The sequence below is a fragment of the Plantibacter sp. MPB07 genome, assembly GCF_046619465.1.
GTDB classification, from domain to species: Bacteria; Actinomycetota; Actinomycetes; order Actinomycetales; family Microbacteriaceae; genus Plantibacter; species Plantibacter auratus.
The window spans coordinates 958028-974940 of record NZ_CP177043.1; the positions used below are offsets into that span (position 1 = coordinate 958028).

Genomic DNA, 16913 nt, shown 5'->3' on the forward strand with positions numbered 1-16913 from the left:
ACACGTTCATGACCGAGGCACTACTCGTCGACACCGACACCGACTCGACCGACTCCCAGCAGACGGCCGCCGCCAGCTGGTGGCGTCAGGCCGCCGTGTACCAGATCTACCCGCGGAGCTTCGCCGACGCGGACGGGGACGGTCTCGGCGACCTGCCGGGCATCCGCTCCCGGGTCGACTATCTCGCCGAGCTCGGGATCGACGCGATCTGGCTCAGTCCGTTCTACCCCTCGGCGCTGGCAGACGGCGGGTACGACGTCGCGGACTACCGCGACGTCGACCCGCGGCTCGGCACGTTGGAGGACTTCGATGAATTGATCGCCGCCCTGCACGAGCGCGGGATCCGGGTCATCGTGGACATCGTGCCGAACCACACCTCGGATCTGCACGAGTGGTTCCAGGAGGCGCTCGCCGCCGGCCGCGGGTCGGCGGCTCGCGACCGGTACGTCTTCCGCGAGGGGAAGGGCGCATCGGGGGAGGAACCGCCCACCGATTGGGAGTCGGTCTTCGGTGGCCCCGCCTGGGAGCGGGTCGAGGACGGCCAGTGGTACTTCCACAACTTCGCCACCGAACAGCCGGACCTCAACTGGGACCACCCCGAGGTCCGCGCCGACTTCCTGAAGACGTTGCGGTTCTGGTCGGATCGGGGCGTGGACGGCTTCCGGATCGACGTCGCGCACATGCTCACGAAGGACCTCACCGAACCGCTGCCGAGTCGCGCTGAATTGGAGCGGATGCCGCAGGACGGCACCCACCCGCTGCTCGACCGCGACGACGTGCACGAGGTCTACGCCGAGTGGCGGCGGGTGTTCGAGGAGTACGACCCGCCGCGCACCGCGGTCGCCGAAGCGTGGGTGAGTTCACCTGAGCGCCGGGCGAAGTACGCATCGGCCGAGGGACTCGGCCAGGCCTTCAACTTCGATCTGCTCGAGGCGGACTTCGATGCCGCCGAGTTCCGCACGGTCATCACCGACAACCTGGCACAGGCGGCGGAGACGGGGTCGTCGACGACGTGGGTGCTGTCCAACCACGATGTGACCCGTCACGCCACGCGGTACGGACTTTCACCCCTGGCCGGGCGCCCGGTGAAGCAGGGCACCGAGTGGGTCGCGGCGGGTGGACCTGAGGCCGACATCGATCGCGACCAGGGGCTCAGACGCGCGCGAGCGGCGACGCTCCTGCTCCTCGGACTTCCCGGCAGCACCTACCTCTACCAGGGGGAGGAGCTCGGCCTGCAGGAGGTCGCCGCGATCACGGCGGAGCAGCGTCAGGACCCCGCGTTCTTCCGCGGCGGCGAGTACGACGGGCTGGGCCGCGACGGTTGCCGCGTGCCGTTGCCGTGGTCGGCGGACGGACCGGCCTTCGGCTTCGGAGGTGCGGTCGCGCACCTGCCGCAACCAGCCTGGTTCGCCGAGTACGCGGTCGACGTGGAGGCAGCGGATCCGACCTCGACGCTCTCGCTCTACCGCGAGGCACTCCGGCTGCGACGACTGCTGCAGACCGAGGAGCGCCTCGAGTGGATCGAAACGGGGAGGCCCGACGTCGTCCGATTCGTGCGGCCGAATGGTTGGCAGGTCGTGACGAACTTCGGCACCGCGCCGTTCCCACTCCCCGCGGAGGCCGGACCGGTCGTGCTCGGCGCGCTCGTGGACGGGGAGATTGCCGGAGCGTCGACGGTGTGGATCGCCTCGCCGAGCCTGCTCGAGTGATCGTCGAGCGCTGATCGGGGCGGAATCGACCTGGCCCCGATCAGCCGACCATTGTCGCGAAGCGATCCGTGTCAACGAACGGTGCCGGTGAGGGACTCGTGCAAGGCGTCGATGATCGCCGTGGCGCGCACGTCGCCGACGCCCTCCATCTGATTCGTCAAGAATGCGAACCCAATGTCCTGGCGTGGATCGGCGAACGCGACCTGTCCGCCGGCACCGTCGTGCCCGAAGCTGCTCGACGACAGGTAGTGGCGGGCCTCGCTGTCGAGCTGGAACCCCATACCCCAGGCCGGCCACGGCCCGGGAACCTCCCAGACGGGCGGACCGGACGATTGCACGGTGGTGGCCGCGGCGATGGTGGGCACGTCGAGCAACCGGACGCCGTCGGTCTCGCGGAACGAGGCCGACCAGATTGCGGCCAGGGCCCGGGCGCTGGCGATCCCTCCGGCGCCGGGAATCTCCGCCGCCTGGACCTCGGGTCGGTTGAACCCGGCCTCCGGGCCGACGAGTTCGGGCGGCAGAGCACCGCCGAGCGTCATCGCCTGCTCCGACCAATCGACGACGCCCGGTGCCCGGGCCGCCGCCTGGACCCGCGTCAGCTCCGCGAGCGAGTCGCCGACGAGCATGGTGGCGACTCTCCCGTGTTCGGAGGGGGGCAGACCGATCCACGCGTCAGCGCCGAGCGGACGCGCGACCAGGTCCTGGAACGACGCTCCGACGCTCATCCCCGTCACTCGGCGGACGACCTCACCGATCAGCCAACCGTGGGTGATCGCGTGGTAGGCGTATCCGGCTCCCGGCTCCCAGAGCGGCGCCTGCGCCGCGAGTCGCCCGGTGACCGTGTCCCATTCGAGCAGCTCGCTGGGGGTGAGCGGGATGCGTGGTGCGGAGAGCCCTGCCCGATGCGCGAGCAGCTCCCGCACGCGCACCGCCGACTTGCCCGCAGCCGCGAACTCCGGCCAGTACTCGACAACCGGTGCATCGTAGGAGAGCCGTCCCTCCTGCACGAGCCGCGCCGCCAACAGCGACATCAGACCCTTCGTACAGGAGAAGACCACGCTCAGTGTGTCATCACGCCACGGGATGGAGGCCGCGGCATCGGTGGTCCCGGCCCAGAGGTCGACGACGGACACGCCACGGTGACGGACGGCGAGCGCGGCACCCATCGTCGGCTGGCCGTCGAAGGCACGCTCGAACGAGGCGGCGACCGACTCGAAGCCGGGGGAGACCAGGCCGTGCACCGTGACCGTCATGAGCCCACCTCGTCCATGGTCGCACGTCGAGGCTTCGGGGGTTCCGGTCGTGGTGGGAGGAGATCCTCGACCGGCAGCGGGTCGCTGATCGTCCCGACGAACCGACCGTCGTCGTCCTGGTTGACGAACGCGAGCAGCACCTGCCTACCTGATCGGTCCGTGATGATGCGCCCGCTGTAGAGCCGTTCGTCGAGGATGAGCCTCGCGTCCTCGGGGAAGAACGGTCCCGCAGGGCCCGCCGCGGGAGCGATCCACACCCCTCCCGTCTCTCCGGACACCTTGCGCGAGCCGGCGAGCATCGACGTGTCGCAGGAGAACAGGACGGACCAGCCCTCCGCCGTCTCGATCGGTTGCAGGACTTCCAGATGCTCGAACCCGGCACCGGGCTCACTCAACGGGGGAGCGGAACGCCACGAGCTGAGGTCATGGGAGACCGCGTGTCCGACGACGCCGCGGTCCGAGTCCGGACCGCGATTCGCCCGGGCGGTCACGAGCATGTGCCAGCCGTCACCGGCCGGATCGGCGAACACCCACGGGTCGCGCCACGCCTCCTCCGGCCAGCTGCCGTCACCGAGTCGTTCGTACCACGGGCCGTCGGCAGCCAGGACGGGGCCGTCCTGCTTCGACCAGGTGTGCAGGTCGCTCGACGTCGCGACGCCCACCGTCTCGATGTTCGCGTGGCTCTCCGCGTCGAGGAACCGCGAGCCCGTGTAGAAGAGGTACCAGCGGTCGCTCGGCCCCAGCACGACGCTGCCGGTCCAGGTCGCCGTCCCATCGAAGGCGGACGGCTCGCCCGGCGACAGGACCGGTCCGAGATCGGTCCACGTCCGCAGGTCCTCCGAGGTCGCGTGTCCGATCCGGGCGTTGCGGTGCCGTCGCTGGGGGTCGCCGAGCGATTTCGGCGCGTGCAGGTAGAAGAGGTGGAAGGTGTCGCCGTCGTCGGCGAACCAGAAGTCCCACACCCAGTGGTCGTCGAGTTCGAAGGTCATGTACGGAGCCGATCGTGGAAGGAGTGGGTTGATTCAGGGCGCTGGTGCGGAGCCGTCAAGGGGTCAGCCCTTGACGGCGCCCTGCAGCAACGCGGTGATGAATTGGCGCTGGAAGACGACGAACACGAGGATCGTCGGGACGACGATGAGTAGCGCGCCCGCGTTCAGCAGCGGGATGCTGTTGCTGTACTGCCCCTGGAAGAACGTGAGAGCGCCGGCGACCGTCCGGTTGAGCGGGTCGGACACGAGCACCACCGGCAGGAGGAACTGGTTCCAGGTCCACAGGAACAGGAGGATGGCGAGTGCCGACAGCGCCGGGCGGGCGAGCGGCAGTTGAATGCGCACGAATTCCTGCCAGGTCGTCGCCCCGTCGACCCGAGCCGCTTCCGAGAGCTCGGAAGGGATCCGCACGAAGTGTGCTCGCATCCAGACCACGCTGAACGGCATGAACAGGCCGATGAGCGGCAGGATGATCGCCCACTGCGTGTTCAGCAGTCCGAGCGATTGGATCTCGTAGTACAGCGGGATGATGAGCGACTCGAACGGGATCGTGAGTCCGACGATGAGGAAGACGAACACGAAGCCTCCACCTCGAATCCGCAGGTTGCCGAGCGCGTACCCTGCCAGAGTCGCGAACAGCAGACTCACCGGTACGACGCCGAGGACGATCAGTGCGCTGGAGCCCATCAGCTGCCACACGTGGCCGGTCTCGAACGCGAGGACGAAGTTGCCCCACTGCGGGTCGGTGGGCCAGGTCAGCCCCGTCGGGTTCACCTCTGCAGGCTGCAGGGCCGCCGAGATCATGTTGAGGAGGGGCAGGACGGTGAGGACGAGGACGACGACCAGGATGGCACGGCCGAGGATGACTTCGGTCTTCGAGGTGATCATCGATCGCTCACTTTCGCCAGACGCTGCAGGGGGAGGACGCAGGCGAGGACGAGCACCATGAGGACGATGCCGAACGCCGAGGCGAGGCCGACGTCGCTCTGGGTGAACCCGATGCGGTAGATGGAGATGCCGGGCACGAGGGTCGAACGGCCGGGGCCCCCGAGGGTGGTGGTGTAGATGATGTCGAAGCTGCTGAGTGCGGCGATGACCGTGATCGTCACGAGTACGGAGATCTCCTGACGCAGTCCCGGCACGGTGATGGTGGTGAACTCGCGCAGCCAGCCGGCGCCGTCCAAACGGATCGCCTCGTACAGGGACGAGTCGATCTTGCCGATACCGGTGAGGAACAGGACGGTGCAGAGGCCCGTGAGCACCCACGAGCCGATGAGTCCGACCGCGGGCAGCGCCGTCTGGAAGTCACCGAGCCACGGACGCGCCAGACCGCCGAGTCCGACGGCGCCGAGGATCTGGTTCACGGCTCCCGTCTGCGCGTACATCCAGGACCAGGCGATACCGGCTGCCGCGAGCGGGATGATCTGCGGGAGGAAGAGGATCGTCTGTGACACCGTGGAGAACGGGCCGGGACGCATGGACCGCATCAGGTTGGCGAGAACGAGCCCAGCGGACACCGGGATCGCGGTGAAGAAGACGATGAGGACGAACGCGTTGCCGATGGACCCGAGCAGGTCGGGGTCGGTGAACACCCGCAGGTAGTTCGCGAACCCGACCCATTCGGACGGACCGACGCCGTTCCATCGGTAGAAGGAGTACTGCACGCCCGTCAACAGCGGATAGACGACGAACCCGATGTAGGCGAGCAGGGCGGGGATGGTGAAGAGCCACCCGATGAGGACCGCCCGCCGGGCCGCGGTACGTCCGCGGGCCCGACGGGGTGCAATCGTGCCGGTCATGCCGGCAGCCCACGTCGGAGGTCGGCGTGCGTGAGCCGCACGCAGAGGATCGGTCGATTGCGGGTCATGGTGGTCAGCCGGCCAGTTCCTTGGTGTAGAAGTCCTGGACGGCGTCCACGAAGTCCTGGCCGGTGATCTTGCTCGTGACGAGCAGCTGGGACTCGGGGATGATGGCGCCCGCGTAGATACCGGCGGTCGCGTTCGACATGAAGTCGACCTGACCGTTCTCGGCGCCGATCTGCGCGGACATCTTCAGGGCGTCCTCGAGGAGGGAACCGGCCGGCACGGTGGGCAGCGCCTGGCTGGGGTCGCCTCCAGGAGCGGCTCCGGTGACGTCCACGACGATCTGGCGGGCTGACTCGTCCGTGTGGATCCAGTTGAGGAAGTACACGATCTCGTTGAGGTGCTTGGACTTCGCCGCGACCGAGAAGGAGTTGGCGGCACCCATGGCCACGTGATCGCCGCCCGCCTTCACCGGCGGGACGAGGAAGAAGTCGACGTCGTCACCCATCTTCGCCTGCGTGTCCGCTGCGGCCCAGTTGCCGTTGAAGGTGAAGAGTCCCTCGCCGCCTTGGAACCGACTCACGAACGACGCGTAGTCGATCGCGTTGATGTCGCTCGGGAAGTATCCCGCGTCGGCCCAGCTCCGGATGAGCTCAGCGCCTTGGACGTTGCCCTTCGTGTCGTACGTGGCACCGGGCTTGTTGAAGATCCAGTCCGACATCTCAGCCTTGTCGCCGTACTGGTTCATGGCCGCCTGGATGACGAAGTTGACGACGCCGTCCTTGTCTCCCGCCATGATCGGCAGGACCCCGGCCGCCTTCGCGGTGGCGAAGTCGCCCTCGAGTTCGCCGAGCGTCGCGGGCGGCGCGTCGATTCCGAGTTGCTTGGCCAGCTTCAGGTTCATGTAGATGCCCGTCACGCTGTAGCCGAGGCCGAGCTGGTACAGCGATCCCTTGCCGCGGATGCCGTCGGCGTCGACCCGCAGCGGCGCGAGTTGCGACTCGGACCAGGCGTCCCAGCCGTAGGCCTCGGAGTACGGGTCGAGATTGGCGAGCAGGCCGTCTTTCACCGTGTCGCCGATGGTCGGGAGCCTGATGAGGTCGGGCGGGGTGTCGCTCGCGAGGAGTTTCGGCGCGTTCGCCGTGAGGTTCGCGAAGGTGTCGCGGTTGATCTTGAAGGTGATGTTCGGGTGTTGCTTCGTGAACTCGTCGGCCAGCTTCTCGGTGACCGGGAAGCCGGTCTCGTCGGCGATGGTGAGCTCGACTTTGTCCTTGGTCAGCGTGGTGCTGACGTCGACCGATGACGAGGCAGCGGGCGCCGAGCCGCCCGGAGCGCAGCCGGTGAGGGCGAGCGCGGAGGCCGCGGCGAGCGAGGTGAGGGCGACCGCTGAGCGGACGACTCCCCGACGGGAGGGACGGGTGAACATGAGGAGACTCCTTTGTCGAAGGTGCAGTGCTGTGACGTGCGCCGAGCGCGTCGACCCGACCCGGCCGCGCGCCTGAGGGGGACGAGCGGGCAACCGGACCGGCCTACCTAAATCCATGTAGTTCGGCACTAAAAGGTTTTAGATAGGAGTAATGTTCTGCGGAGGCCCGAGGTTTGTCAAGTGTGATCTGATGGACGGGTCGGAGACCGCAACCGAGGGGAGTAGCGATGGCTCGAAACAGGGTGACGCTGGCGGATGTCGCGCGAGAGGCGGGGCTGTCGATCACCGCGGCCTCGATGATCCTCAACGGTCGTCCGGAGACCGGGCTGTCGAAGGAGTCCCATGATCGTGTCTTCGCCGCCGCCGAGGCACTCAACTACCGGCCGAACGTGGCCGCCCGCGGACTCCGGACGGACAAGACCCGCACGATCGGGTTCATCTCCGACGAGATCGCCACCACACGGTACGCCGGTGGACTGATCAAGGGCGCTCTCGAGGCCGCCGAGGAGGCTCGCCACGTCATCCTCCTCCTCGAGACAGGCGGCGATCCCAGACGGGAGGCCGAGGCGATCGGCGCGGTCCTCGATCGACAGGTCGACGGCATCATCTTCGCGACCATGCGTTCGCGCGAGTTCTTCGTTCCCGAGCTTCCGACCTCAACCTCGGTCGTCATGCTGAATGCGACGAATTCGCATCACCCCGTCTCCGTCCTCCCGGATGAGTTCGCCGGCGGACGCGCAGCGATCGAACTGCTCCTCGACCACGGTCACTCGGCGGGCATCGCGCTCATCGGGCAGAACGACGAGGTGGAGCGGGACCGCTTCCGTTCGGCGACGGTGGAGGCCCGGGTGGCCGGTATCCGCGGGGCGATGCGGGAGCGCGGCCTGACCTTCGTGGCGGAGGAGTCCATCCCGGTCTGGGAGCCCGAGCACGGCTATCGCGCGGTGCACGAACTCTTTGCTCGGCGGGACGATGTCCGGGCCCTGCTCTGCCTCAACGACCGTCTCGCCTTCGGTGCTTATCAAGCGTTGGCCGAACTCGGTCTGTCCGTGCCCGGAGACGTCTCCGTCGTCGGGTTCGACAACGACGAGGTCGCCTCCTATCTGCGCCCGGAGCTCTCGACCATCGCGCTGCCCCACGAGGAGATGGGCCGTCGTGCGGTCAAACTCCTGCTCGAGGGCGCATCGGGCGAGCCGGTGCTCGTCCCGATGCCGGTGGTGTCGCGCTCGTCCGTCGAACCACCACGCGGCTGAACGGACTCGAACCGGAGGACGGCCCTCCGGCGGCGGGCCCCACCGCGGTCAGAGGCCGAGGCGGTCGAGCTGCTCCTCGAACCGGATCTGCACATCCTCCGGCTCAGCGTCCTCCACGGCGCTCCAGATCGCGTCGAGCTCCTGTTGGACGGACGCCGGGAGGGCGGCGAACTTCTCGTCCCACGCGGTGATCGGCGTCCAGTACCCGACCACCTTGAAGCGGGTGGCGGGTAGCCCGAGCTCCTTGCGCAGATACTTGCGCACGTCGCGGAGGGCCACCGTCTCACCCGCCACCCAGATGTAGCCCTGATCGAGCGGGAGGCGCTCGTCCACGACACTCCGGACGAGTCGGCCCAGCGCACTCGGGCCGTGTCCGTTGCCGCCCACCACCCAGGTGACCGTCACGTCGTCGTTCGTTTCGACCGCGATCCGATCCCGCTCGCTCGGCACCTCGAGCACCACGCGGGTCCGCAGTCCGGGCGGACTCTGTGCGACGATGCGCGTGACTGCGGGAAGACCGGTGAGGTCAGCGACGAGGACCTGCCAACCGATGTCGGCGGGCGGCGCGTACAGGCCGGTGGGCGAGTTCAGGCCGAGCACGTGCCCGGGCCGGGCGCGAACCGCCCACGGCCCCGCGACACCGGCCTCGTGCACGACGAAGTCGATGTCGATCTCGACGGGGTCCTGCCGCACGGCGCTGATCGTGTAGGTCCGCATCGGTGCCTGTGGTGAGCCCTCCGGCGTCTCCCACCAGTCACCTGACGGTACCGGGAGCGAGACGTCCGTCGGGTCGGCACCGTGGGGAAAGAAGACGCGGACGTACTCATCACCTGTGCCGGTGCTGACGAAGTCCTCGACGCCCGGACCGCCGAGGGTGATGCGGATCAGGTTCGGACTCAGGGGTGTCGCTGCGGTCACGATGCCGCGGTGGATCTTCATGGCGTCTCGGCCTCTCGGGTCGGTTCGGTGGGCTGGGTCGGATGCGGGCTGTGCGCGAGCCAGGACTCGCGGTAGGGGCCGGGGGAGGCGAGGAGGTCCGCGTGCGTGCCGTCCTGGACGATCCGACCGTCCGCGAAGACCGCGATCCGGTCGGCGGTGGCGGCCTGCTCCAACCGGTGCGCGATGAGCAGTGCGGTGCGGTCCGTCCGGAGGACGGCGATCGCCGCTTCGACGGCGTCGCGATGGTGCAAGCCGACGTCGGCCGTCGCCTCATCGAGGATCACGATCGCCGGGTCCGCGAGGAACGCTCGAGCGACCGCGAGTTGCTGGATCCGCCCCTCGTCGAGCGGCACGGGCGACGGCCTCGACCCGGTCGGGTCCGCCGCCGGGTCGTCTTGCAACGCGGTGACTGCCCACTCGGCCCCGACGGCACGGAGCGCCGAGACCATTTCGTCCCGGCTGGCGTGCGGAGCCCCCAGTCGGAGGTTGTCGGCGATCGAGCCGCGGAAGTGGTGGAGCTCCTGCGACAGGTAGTACGGGGTGTGGCCGACGAGCACCCGCCCGGACGTCGGCGGATGGTGTCCGGCGACGACCCGCGCCAGGGTGCTCTTGCCCGAGCCGGACGTGCCGACGAGCGCTGTGGTCGTACCGGGCGGTACGTCGATGGTGACCTCCGCGATCCCACGGTCCGTGGTCGGATACCGGAACGTCAGGTCGCGCACTCGGATCGCCGGCGGTGCGGTGACACCGTCTGCGGCACCGCCGACGGGTGAGGGCGACTCCGGCATCGCGGACGACGCTGCTGCGAGGTCGATGACCCCGACGAGCCGAGCCAGCCCGACCGTGGCCCGCTGGATGTCGTCGAGCCCGAAGATGAGCCGGCCGACCGGATCGAACAGCCGGTGGAACAGGAGCGCGGCGGTGGTCACGAGCCCGACGGTGATCGTTCCCTGCAGGTTCAGGAGGAAGCCGGTCGCCAGGATCGCGGACAGTCCGATGAGCTCACCCGAGTTGATCCATCGGAACAAGCGGTTCGCGACCCGCACGCCCTCGATCTGCGCGTCGATGGAGGCGGCCGCGTGTTCCCGGACACGTTCGAGCGCGTGGTCCGTGCCCACGAACGCTGCGAGGGTCTCCGCGCCGTCGACCACGTCCAGCACGGCCTGACTGCGCGACGCTTCGCGAATCCGGACCGTGCGGAACACCACTCGGGATCGCCGGAGGAACGCACGGGTCCCTAGGACGTAGCACGGCACCGAGGCGAGACCGGCGAGCGCGAGCCACGGGTCGACGGCTGCCAGGGCGACGGCCGACACCCCGATCGCGAACCCGGCGGAGAGCAGTGTCGGGGCGACGTTTCCGCCGGCCTCCGCGACCGCGTCGACGTCGCCGGTGACCCGGGACAGGAGATCGGCACGCTCGCCGTCGTCGACGGTGCTCACCGGGAGCCGCATGGCCGAGGCGAACACATCCTCGCGCAGTTCGGCGAGCAGGTCCTGCACCAGCCCCGTGAGCACCCGAGTCGCCCACAGCGTCACCGCGACGGCCCCGACAGCGCCGACGGCGGCTGCGGCCACCCAGCCTGAGATGACGCTCAGCCCGGCATCGGAAGCGACGGCGTCCACGATCCGCCCGAGACACGCGGGCATCACGACACCCAGTGCGGCGGCTGCGAGGAAGAGGACCACCACGGCGGCGGTCCGTCCGCGGTGTCGTCGGAGGAGGGCACCGACGACGGTTCGGACGCGGGAGCCGTTGGCGACGGGGAGCATCTCGGCGGTGGTGGGCTCCGTGGCGGGATCAGTCATGGCGGGTCTCCGAACCGGGAGTGAGCTCGACGACCCTGTCGCAGGCGTTCAACAGGACCGGCGAGGTGGTGATGACGACGACGGTGCCGTCGTGCGCCGCGAGTGCTCGGGCGATGCGGGTCTCCGTGAGGACGTCGACGGCCGACGTCGGTTCGTCGAGGACGAGCACGTCCGCACCGGCATGGAGCGCCCTGGCGATGCCGACGCGCTGGCGCTGCCCGCCGGAGAGCCGTCTGCCCGCCTCACCGACCGGTGACGACCAGCCGCCGAGCTGCACGACCGCGTCGTCGAGCGCCGCCATGCCGACGAACACCGCATCCGGGTCGCCGGTCACGTCATGACCGCGGACCGCCTCCGCCAGGGTGCCGCTCATGATGCGCTGGCCGTGCGGTGGCGCGACCACACGACGGCGGTACGCCACCGGGTCGAGGTCCAGCTGGTCGACGAGTCTGCCGTCGACGGCGAGCGAGACGCTGCCGCGCTCGGCGGGGGTCCGCATGCCGAGCAGACGGGAGAGGGCGCGCGCCGTGTCGCTGTCGGGCGGCCGGACGCCGAGCAGTTCACCAGCACGGACGTCCACCGGTCGGTCCTGGTGTTCGGGGCGGAAGGACAGCACGACGTCGGTCGCAGGGCCGGAGTCGGACAGCTCGTCCGGCCGACCGCCCACTTCGAGCAGGTCGTCGGCGTCGACGACCGCGGCCAAGCGCTTGGCGGAGGCGAGCTTGTGGATCCAGTTGGACGGGAATGATCCCGCCTGTGCGAGGTATCCGCTGATGAACTGCGCGAGGCCGAGCACCGTCACGAGCTCGCCGATGCTGATCCGCCCCTCCGCGGCGAACCACGCGGACAGGCCGACGAGTGCGGCCATGACGAACGCCGCCAGCGTGCCGCTCACGGCGTCGAAGAGGGCGAGGGACCGTCCGGCGGCCGTCGCTGCGCGTCGTGAGACGTCACTGGCGGCGTCATACCGGCGCACGGCCTCAGCACGCCCGCCGATGCCCACGAGCACTCGGAACCCGCTCATGAAGTCGGCGGCCACCGCTCCTGCCTCGGTCGCCGCCCGTTGCTCGGCGAAGCCGCGGCGTTCCAACGGGCGTGACACGACGCGCATGACGAGCATCATCCCGATGGTCGACACGAACACCACGATCGTCGCCACCGGCGAGATCACCGACATCGCCAGCGCGGCTCCGATGATGGCCGCGATGGTCGCCGACTGCTGCGCGACCGACCAGGCGACCCCGGCCACCCGGTAGGTGTCGGACGTGACGACCGTCAGAGCCTCACCCGCCGAAAGGTTCTGTCGTGAGAGCTGCGGCCGAAGCATCCGGGAGAGTGTGAGGTGCCGGAGCGCCTGTTCGCCGTGCCCGTAGATCGACACCATGAGGCGCGACGCCGACTGGTAGCTCACCGTCAGGACGAGGAAGGTTCCGACCAGGACACCGATCCAGACCCCGAGGGCGACCGGATCGGACGGCACCACCGCGCGGTCGATGGTCGCCCCGATGATGACGGGGATCGCCGCCTCCGACAGGGCGTGCACGATGAGGAGGCTGGTCGCGGCGACGAGCATGGCGCCGCGACCGTCCGCTCCCAGCGCGATGCCGAAGAGGCGCCGCGGCGTACTCGTCGTCGTCCCGCTCACCGGCTCCGCCGTCCGAGCGGGAGCACCAGCGGGGTACCGGAGACGGGGTCGGTGATCACCTGGCACGGCAGGTCGTACACGGCCTCCACGAGGTCGGCGGTGATGATCTCCTGCGGATCGCCCTGGGCGACGATCGCGCCGTCGCGCATCGCGACGAGATGGGTCGCATAGCGGGCGGCGTGGTTGAGGTCGTGGAGGACCGCGACGAGGGTCGTGCCGCTGCGGTGCAGATCCGTGAACAGCTCCATCAGCTCGATCTGGTGCGCGATGTCGAGGAAGGTCGTCGGCTCGTCGAGCAGCAGGTGCTTCGTCTGCTGGGCGAGTGCCATCGCGACCCAGACGCGTTGCCGTTGACCGCCCGAGAGCTCGTCGACCAGCCGGCGGGACAGCTCCGTGACCCCGGTCGCGGCCATCGCCTCCGAGACAGCCGCTTCGTCGGCGCTGCTCCACGTCCGCATCGCGCTCTGATGCGGGAACCGCCCACGCCCGACGAGGTCGGCGACGGTGATGCCGTCGGGGGCGATGGCGGATTGGGGGAGGAGCCCGAGTCGGCGAGCGGTGTCCTTCGGCTTCGACGCGCGGATGTCCGCCCCGTCGAGGAGGACGGCACCGGCGGTCGGGCGCAGGAGCCGTGCGAGTCCGCGGAGCAGGGTCGACTTGCCGCAGGCGTTCGGTCCGATGATGATCGTGAACGAGTCGTCCGGCACCTCGAGCGACAGCTCGGAGACGATCGGAGCATCGCCGTAGCCCAGGGTGAGGTCGCGGGCGAGGAGCGACGTGGTCATGGGAGTTCCTTTCACGTGCGGCGCACGAACTGGGCGGCCAGCAGGCAGGTCAGATAGATGCCACCGACCGAGAGCGTCACCACGCCGACCGGGACCGCGAGCAGCTGGGCGACGGCGTCGGAGACGACGACCAGGGCGGCTCCGGTGAGCATCACCGGCGCGAGGCCCATCGGGGTGTTCGAGCGGGTGAGCCGTTGAGCGATCTGCGGGGCGGCCAAGGCGATGAACGAGATCGGGCCGGCGGCGGCGGTGACGAGCGCCACGAGGGCCACACCGACGACCATGGCGATCAGCCGGGTGCGTCCAGGGCGCACTCCGAGGGCCGTGGCGGCGTCGTCGCCCATCTCGAGCACGGGCAGCGAGCGTCGGAGTGGCCGCGCCAGCAGGGCGAACACGACGAAGGCCGTGGCGGCGGGGAGTACCTGGTCGAAGCCGAGCGAGGCGAGGGATCCGGCACCCCAGGTGGCCGCCATCATCGCCTGCTCGACGCTGACGGAGATGAGGATCCAGGAGGTGAGGGAGCCGAGCCCTGCCGAGACGCCGATGCCGACGATGATCAGCCGGAAGGACGACATGGTGTGGCGGTTCGCGAGGACGGCGACGAGCAGGGCGGTCAGCAGGCCGCCGACGAGTGCCCCGGCGGCTTTGAACAGGTAGGTGTTGAGCCCGAGGACGAGCATCGTCAGCGTGACACCGAACTGCGCGCCGACACCGAACCCGATGATGTCCGGTGAGCCGAGCGGGTTGCGGGTGAGCGACTGGAAGATGCCCCCGGCGAGCGCGAGCGCCGCTCCGCAGAGCACCGCGAACAGCACCCGCGGCAGTCGCCACTCGGTCACGACCTGGCGGACGTCCGGGTCGGACGCGGGGTCGACGATCGCCCGGATGACCGCGTCGAAGCCGATCTGGTACGCACCGATCGTCATCGCGAACAGCCCTGCTCCGATGATCACCACGACGAGTCCGAGGCACACGAGGACGGACCGCACGGGTACGAGCGTCGCGATGTGCGCGGTCTCCACGCGGATCAGCCGTCGTCCGTGGTCGATGACGCTCACAGTCCGCTCACCCGCTTCCGACGCACCAGCATGATCAGGATGGGAGCGCCGAGGAGCGCCGTGACGATCCCCACCCGAAGCTCTCCGGACGGCAACACGATCCGGCCGAGGACGTCTGCGAGCAGCAGGAACGCGGGGCCGATCACCATCGAGTACGTCAGCACCCAGCGCTGGTCGGGGCCCGTGAACCACCGCACGACATGGGGGATCATGAGTCCCACGAAGGCGATGGGACCGGCGGCTGCGACGCCCGTACCCGCCAGGAGGGTGACGGCCACGACGACCCACACCCGGGTGCTGCGCACTCGCACCCCGAGCGCCTGTGCGAGCTCGTCTCCCAGGGTCAGGGCGTTCAGCGACCGGGCGCAGAGCAGACCGATCACGAGGCCCGCGACGATCAGCGGAGCAGCCCACGTGAGCTGGTCGAGGGTGCGGCCTCCGATGGATCCCACGCTCCAGAAGCGCATGACCTGGAGGGTGCCTTCGTCCCGCAGCACGATCGCGGTGGTGAAACCGGTGCAGGCGGCACCGAGGGCGACCCCCGCGAGGGTCAGTTTCATCGGGGTCGCACCCGAGGCCCCGACGGATCCGAGCGCGTAGACGATCACCGTGAGGATGAACGCACCCGCCAGGGCGAACGGGACGTAGGTGCCGGGAGTCGTCAGTCCCAGGACACCGACCGCGAAGGTCACGGCGAACGACGCGCCGGCGTTCACCCCGAGGATGCCCGGGTCGGCGAGCGGGTTGCGGGTGAAGGCCTGGATGAGCCCGCCGCAGACGGCGAGCGCCGCACCGACCAGGATGCCGAGCAGCGTCCGTGGGACGCGCAGCTCCATGACCATGAGGTGCAGGGGGTTCGCGTCGTCGTAGGCGGCGAGCGCACGGACGACGGTCAGGGGATCGATGGCCCGATTGCCGATGGCGAGTGAGGCGACGGCTGCGGCGATCAGCACCACCGTGGCGACGAGGAGCCCGACGGCGAGGGTCCCGGTGCGGTGGGGCGAGACGTCTGCTCGTCCGGCCCCACCGGGCATCGGGACGTCCGCCGCCCCGCCCGCACCAGGCGCTGCTGACGGGGCGGCGGTCCGGGAGATCTCCGACGTCACTTGCCGTCGATGGTCGGCTCGCCCTGCAGTGCCGCTGCGAGGTCGTCGACGTAGCCGGGCAGGACGTACTGCAGGGACAGGACGGTCGGCGCGCTGATCGCCGAGGCCTTGGCGGCGTCGGCGTAGATCACGTAGGACCCGGCGGCGATCGGCGACCAGCGCGACACCACGGCGTTCTCGACCGTGTACGTCCCTTCCTCGGCACTTCCGCCCCATGCGGCGAACAGGTCGGCGTCCACGTCGTAGAGCTGTTCGAGGCTGACGCCGGTGTACCAGTTGTCGCCCTCGGCGCTCGCGAGGAAGCTGTCCATCGCCGAGGTCGAGGTGAAGCCGAGCGCTTCGGTGATGCGGACCCGCGGGTCGTACTCGAGGTAGACGCCGAGGTCCGTCCCGCCCTCGTTCAGGGTGAGGCCCCAGACGAAGCTCTTGTCGTCGAACTCGGGGTGTGCGTCGGCGAGGGAGGTGATGAGGTCCTCGGTCTCGCCGATGAGCTCCTCGGCCTTGGCCTCCTCCGACATCGCCTTCCCGACGGTGCGGGTCATGCCCTCCCAGGTGCCCGGGTTCCAGGGTCCCTCGATGTAGGGGACGGTCGGGGCGATCTCGGTGAGCCGCTCGTATTCGATGTCGGTGACACCGGAGTAGAGGCTCAGGATCAGGTCGGGCTTCAGGGACTTGATCGCCTCGTAGTTCGGGCCGTCGTCCGTGAAGGGGATGATCTCGGGCATCTCGCCGTACGCCTCGGAGACGTAGCCCTCGAACCAGGGCTGGTAGCCGCTCTCACCGGCACCCCAGACCTCTTCGATGCCGACGGGGTTGGTGCCGAGGGCGGCGACGATGTCGGGCGTCATCCACCCGAGAGCCACGATCCGTTCCGGCTTCTCCGGGATGACGGTCTCACCGTGGGCGTGTTCGATGACGACGCCGTCGGTCGATGCCGTCGTCGATCCGGTGTCGCCGGTGGCGGCCGAACATCCGGCGAGGGCGAGAGCGGTGGCGATGACGGCGGCGAGGAGGGTGGATCCTCGGCGGACGTTCGGGCGCGCGAAAGCGTGCGGCATGGGGCTCCTTTGAAGAGGGGGGAGTGGATCACCGCTGGCGATCCAGAAGTTAGGTAAGCATGTCCTAACAGAACGATCGTAG

14 protein-coding genes are annotated in these 16913 nt (G+C 69.3%); 2 read left to right on the top strand and 12 right to left on the bottom strand.

The genetic code is table 11. The annotated features are described in order from the left end of the window. The first annotated feature begins 8 nt into the window (after positions 1–8). Positions 9–1709: a glycoside hydrolase family 13 protein gene (locus ACLIME_RS04540; protein ID WP_411558296.1), complete on the top strand. Its 1701-nt coding sequence runs from the start codon at positions 9–11 to the stop codon at positions 1707–1709. Positions 1710–1780: 71 nt separating this feature from the next. Here the strand turns inward: ACLIME_RS04540 and ACLIME_RS04545 are convergent, their stop codons facing one another. From ACLIME_RS04545 to ACLIME_RS04565, 5 genes are all read right to left on the bottom strand, one after another. Next, positions 1781–2962 carry a serine hydrolase domain-containing protein gene (locus ACLIME_RS04545; RefSeq protein WP_411558297.1) on the bottom strand — a complete coding sequence of 394 codons (1182 nt, stop codon included), beginning with the start codon at positions 2960–2962 and terminating at the stop codon, positions 1781–1783. Continuing rightward, positions 2959–3951, bottom strand: coding sequence for a glycoside hydrolase family 68 protein (locus ACLIME_RS04550; RefSeq protein ID WP_411558298.1), 993 nt, complete (start codon positions 3949–3951; stop codon positions 2959–2961). The genes ACLIME_RS04545 and ACLIME_RS04550 overlap by 4 nt, the downstream gene beginning before the upstream one ends. A 63-nt stretch (positions 3952–4014) precedes the next feature. Next, the gene (locus ACLIME_RS04555; protein ID WP_086473379.1) at positions 4015–4839 is read right to left on the bottom strand and encodes a carbohydrate ABC transporter permease; all 825 of its coding nucleotides are present in this window, start codon (positions 4837–4839) and stop codon (positions 4015–4017) included. Further along, complete coding sequence (locus ACLIME_RS04560; RefSeq protein WP_411558299.1) at positions 4836–5750, bottom strand: carbohydrate ABC transporter permease; 915 nt, start codon at positions 5748–5750, stop codon at positions 4836–4838. Before ACLIME_RS04560 ends, ACLIME_RS04555 begins: the two co-directional genes overlap by 4 nt. A gap of 73 nt (positions 5751–5823) precedes the next feature. Then, positions 5824–7179: an ABC transporter substrate-binding protein gene (locus ACLIME_RS04565; RefSeq protein WP_411558300.1), complete on the bottom strand. Its 1356-nt coding sequence runs from the start codon at positions 7177–7179 to the stop codon at positions 5824–5826. Between the two features lie 227 nt (positions 7180–7406). On the opposite strand from ACLIME_RS04565, the gene ACLIME_RS04570 reads away from it, so the two are divergent. Beyond that, positions 7407–8432, top strand: coding sequence for a LacI family DNA-binding transcriptional regulator (locus ACLIME_RS04570; protein ID WP_086473378.1), 1026 nt, complete (start codon positions 7407–7409; stop codon positions 8430–8432). Between the two features lie 48 nt (positions 8433–8480). On the opposite strand, the gene ACLIME_RS04575 is transcribed toward ACLIME_RS04570, so the two are convergent. From ACLIME_RS04575 to ACLIME_RS04605, 7 genes are read right to left on the bottom strand one after another with little or no spacing between them, the layout of a single operon-like run. Further along, positions 8481–9371, bottom strand: coding sequence for a siderophore-interacting protein (locus ACLIME_RS04575; RefSeq protein ID WP_411558301.1), 891 nt, complete (start codon positions 9369–9371; stop codon positions 8481–8483). After that, positions 9368–11179, bottom strand: a complete 1812-nt coding sequence (locus ACLIME_RS04580) for an ABC transporter ATP-binding protein (RefSeq protein ID WP_411558302.1) — start codon at positions 11177–11179, stop codon at positions 9368–9370. Before ACLIME_RS04580 ends, ACLIME_RS04575 begins: the two co-directional genes overlap by 4 nt. Then, entirely contained in the window at positions 11172–12824 is a 1653-nt protein-coding gene (locus tag ACLIME_RS04585) for an ABC transporter transmembrane domain-containing protein (protein ID WP_411558303.1), read from the bottom strand. The genes ACLIME_RS04580 and ACLIME_RS04585 overlap by 8 nt, the downstream gene beginning before the upstream one ends. After that, positions 12821–13609 (bottom strand): ABC transporter ATP-binding protein, encoded by a 789-nt coding sequence (locus tag ACLIME_RS04590; protein WP_085510797.1) that lies wholly within the window; start codon positions 13607–13609, stop codon positions 12821–12823. Before ACLIME_RS04590 ends, ACLIME_RS04585 begins: the two co-directional genes overlap by 4 nt. A gap of 11 nt (positions 13610–13620) precedes the next feature. Beyond that, positions 13621–14667 carry a FecCD family ABC transporter permease gene (locus ACLIME_RS04595; protein WP_411558304.1) on the bottom strand — a complete coding sequence of 349 codons (1047 nt, stop codon included), beginning with the start codon at positions 14665–14667 and terminating at the stop codon, positions 13621–13623. After that, positions 14664–15773 (bottom strand): FecCD family ABC transporter permease, encoded by a 1110-nt coding sequence (locus ACLIME_RS04600; protein WP_411558305.1) that lies wholly within the window; start codon positions 15771–15773, stop codon positions 14664–14666. Before ACLIME_RS04600 ends, ACLIME_RS04595 begins: the two co-directional genes overlap by 4 nt. Continuing rightward, positions 15770–16831: an ABC transporter substrate-binding protein gene (locus ACLIME_RS04605; protein ID WP_411558306.1), complete on the bottom strand. Its 1062-nt coding sequence runs from the start codon at positions 16829–16831 to the stop codon at positions 15770–15772. The genes ACLIME_RS04600 and ACLIME_RS04605 overlap by 4 nt, the downstream gene beginning before the upstream one ends. Between the last annotated feature and the right edge of the window lie 82 nt (positions 16832–16913).

What these genes read in the sequence shown, in the direction of transcription:
- ACLIME_RS04540 (WP_411558296.1), top strand. Translation starts at nt 9, where the DNA reads ATGACCGAGGCACTACTCGTCGACACCGACACCGACTCGACCGACTCC.
- ACLIME_RS04580 (WP_411558302.1), bottom strand. Translation starts at nt 11,179, where the DNA reads ATGACTGATCCCGCCACGGAGCCCACCACCGCCGAGATGCTCCCCGTC.
- ACLIME_RS04575 (WP_411558301.1), bottom strand. Translation starts at nt 9,371, where the DNA reads ATGAAGATCCACCGCGGCATCGTGACCGCAGCGACACCCCTGAGTCCG.
- ACLIME_RS04555 (WP_086473379.1), bottom strand. Translation starts at nt 4,839, where the DNA reads ATGATCACCTCGAAGACCGAAGTCATCCTCGGCCGTGCCATCCTGGTC.
- ACLIME_RS04605 (WP_411558306.1), bottom strand. Translation starts at nt 16,831, where the DNA reads ATGCCGCACGCTTTCGCGCGCCCGAACGTCCGCCGAGGATCCACCCTC.
- ACLIME_RS04570 (WP_086473378.1), top strand. Translation starts at nt 7,407, where the DNA reads ATGGCTCGAAACAGGGTGACGCTGGCGGATGTCGCGCGAGAGGCGGGG.
- ACLIME_RS04590 (WP_085510797.1), bottom strand. Translation starts at nt 13,609, where the DNA reads ATGACCACGTCGCTCCTCGCCCGCGACCTCACCCTGGGCTACGGCGAT.
- ACLIME_RS04565 (WP_411558300.1), bottom strand. Translation starts at nt 7,179, where the DNA reads ATGTTCACCCGTCCCTCCCGTCGGGGAGTCGTCCGCTCAGCGGTCGCC.
- ACLIME_RS04550 (WP_411558298.1), bottom strand. Translation starts at nt 3,951, where the DNA reads ATGACCTTCGAACTCGACGACCACTGGGTGTGGGACTTCTGGTTCGCC.
- ACLIME_RS04545 (WP_411558297.1), bottom strand. Translation starts at nt 2,962, where the DNA reads ATGACGGTCACGGTGCACGGCCTGGTCTCCCCCGGCTTCGAGTCGGTC.
- ACLIME_RS04560 (WP_411558299.1), bottom strand. Translation starts at nt 5,750, where the DNA reads ATGACCGGCACGATTGCACCCCGTCGGGCCCGCGGACGTACCGCGGCC.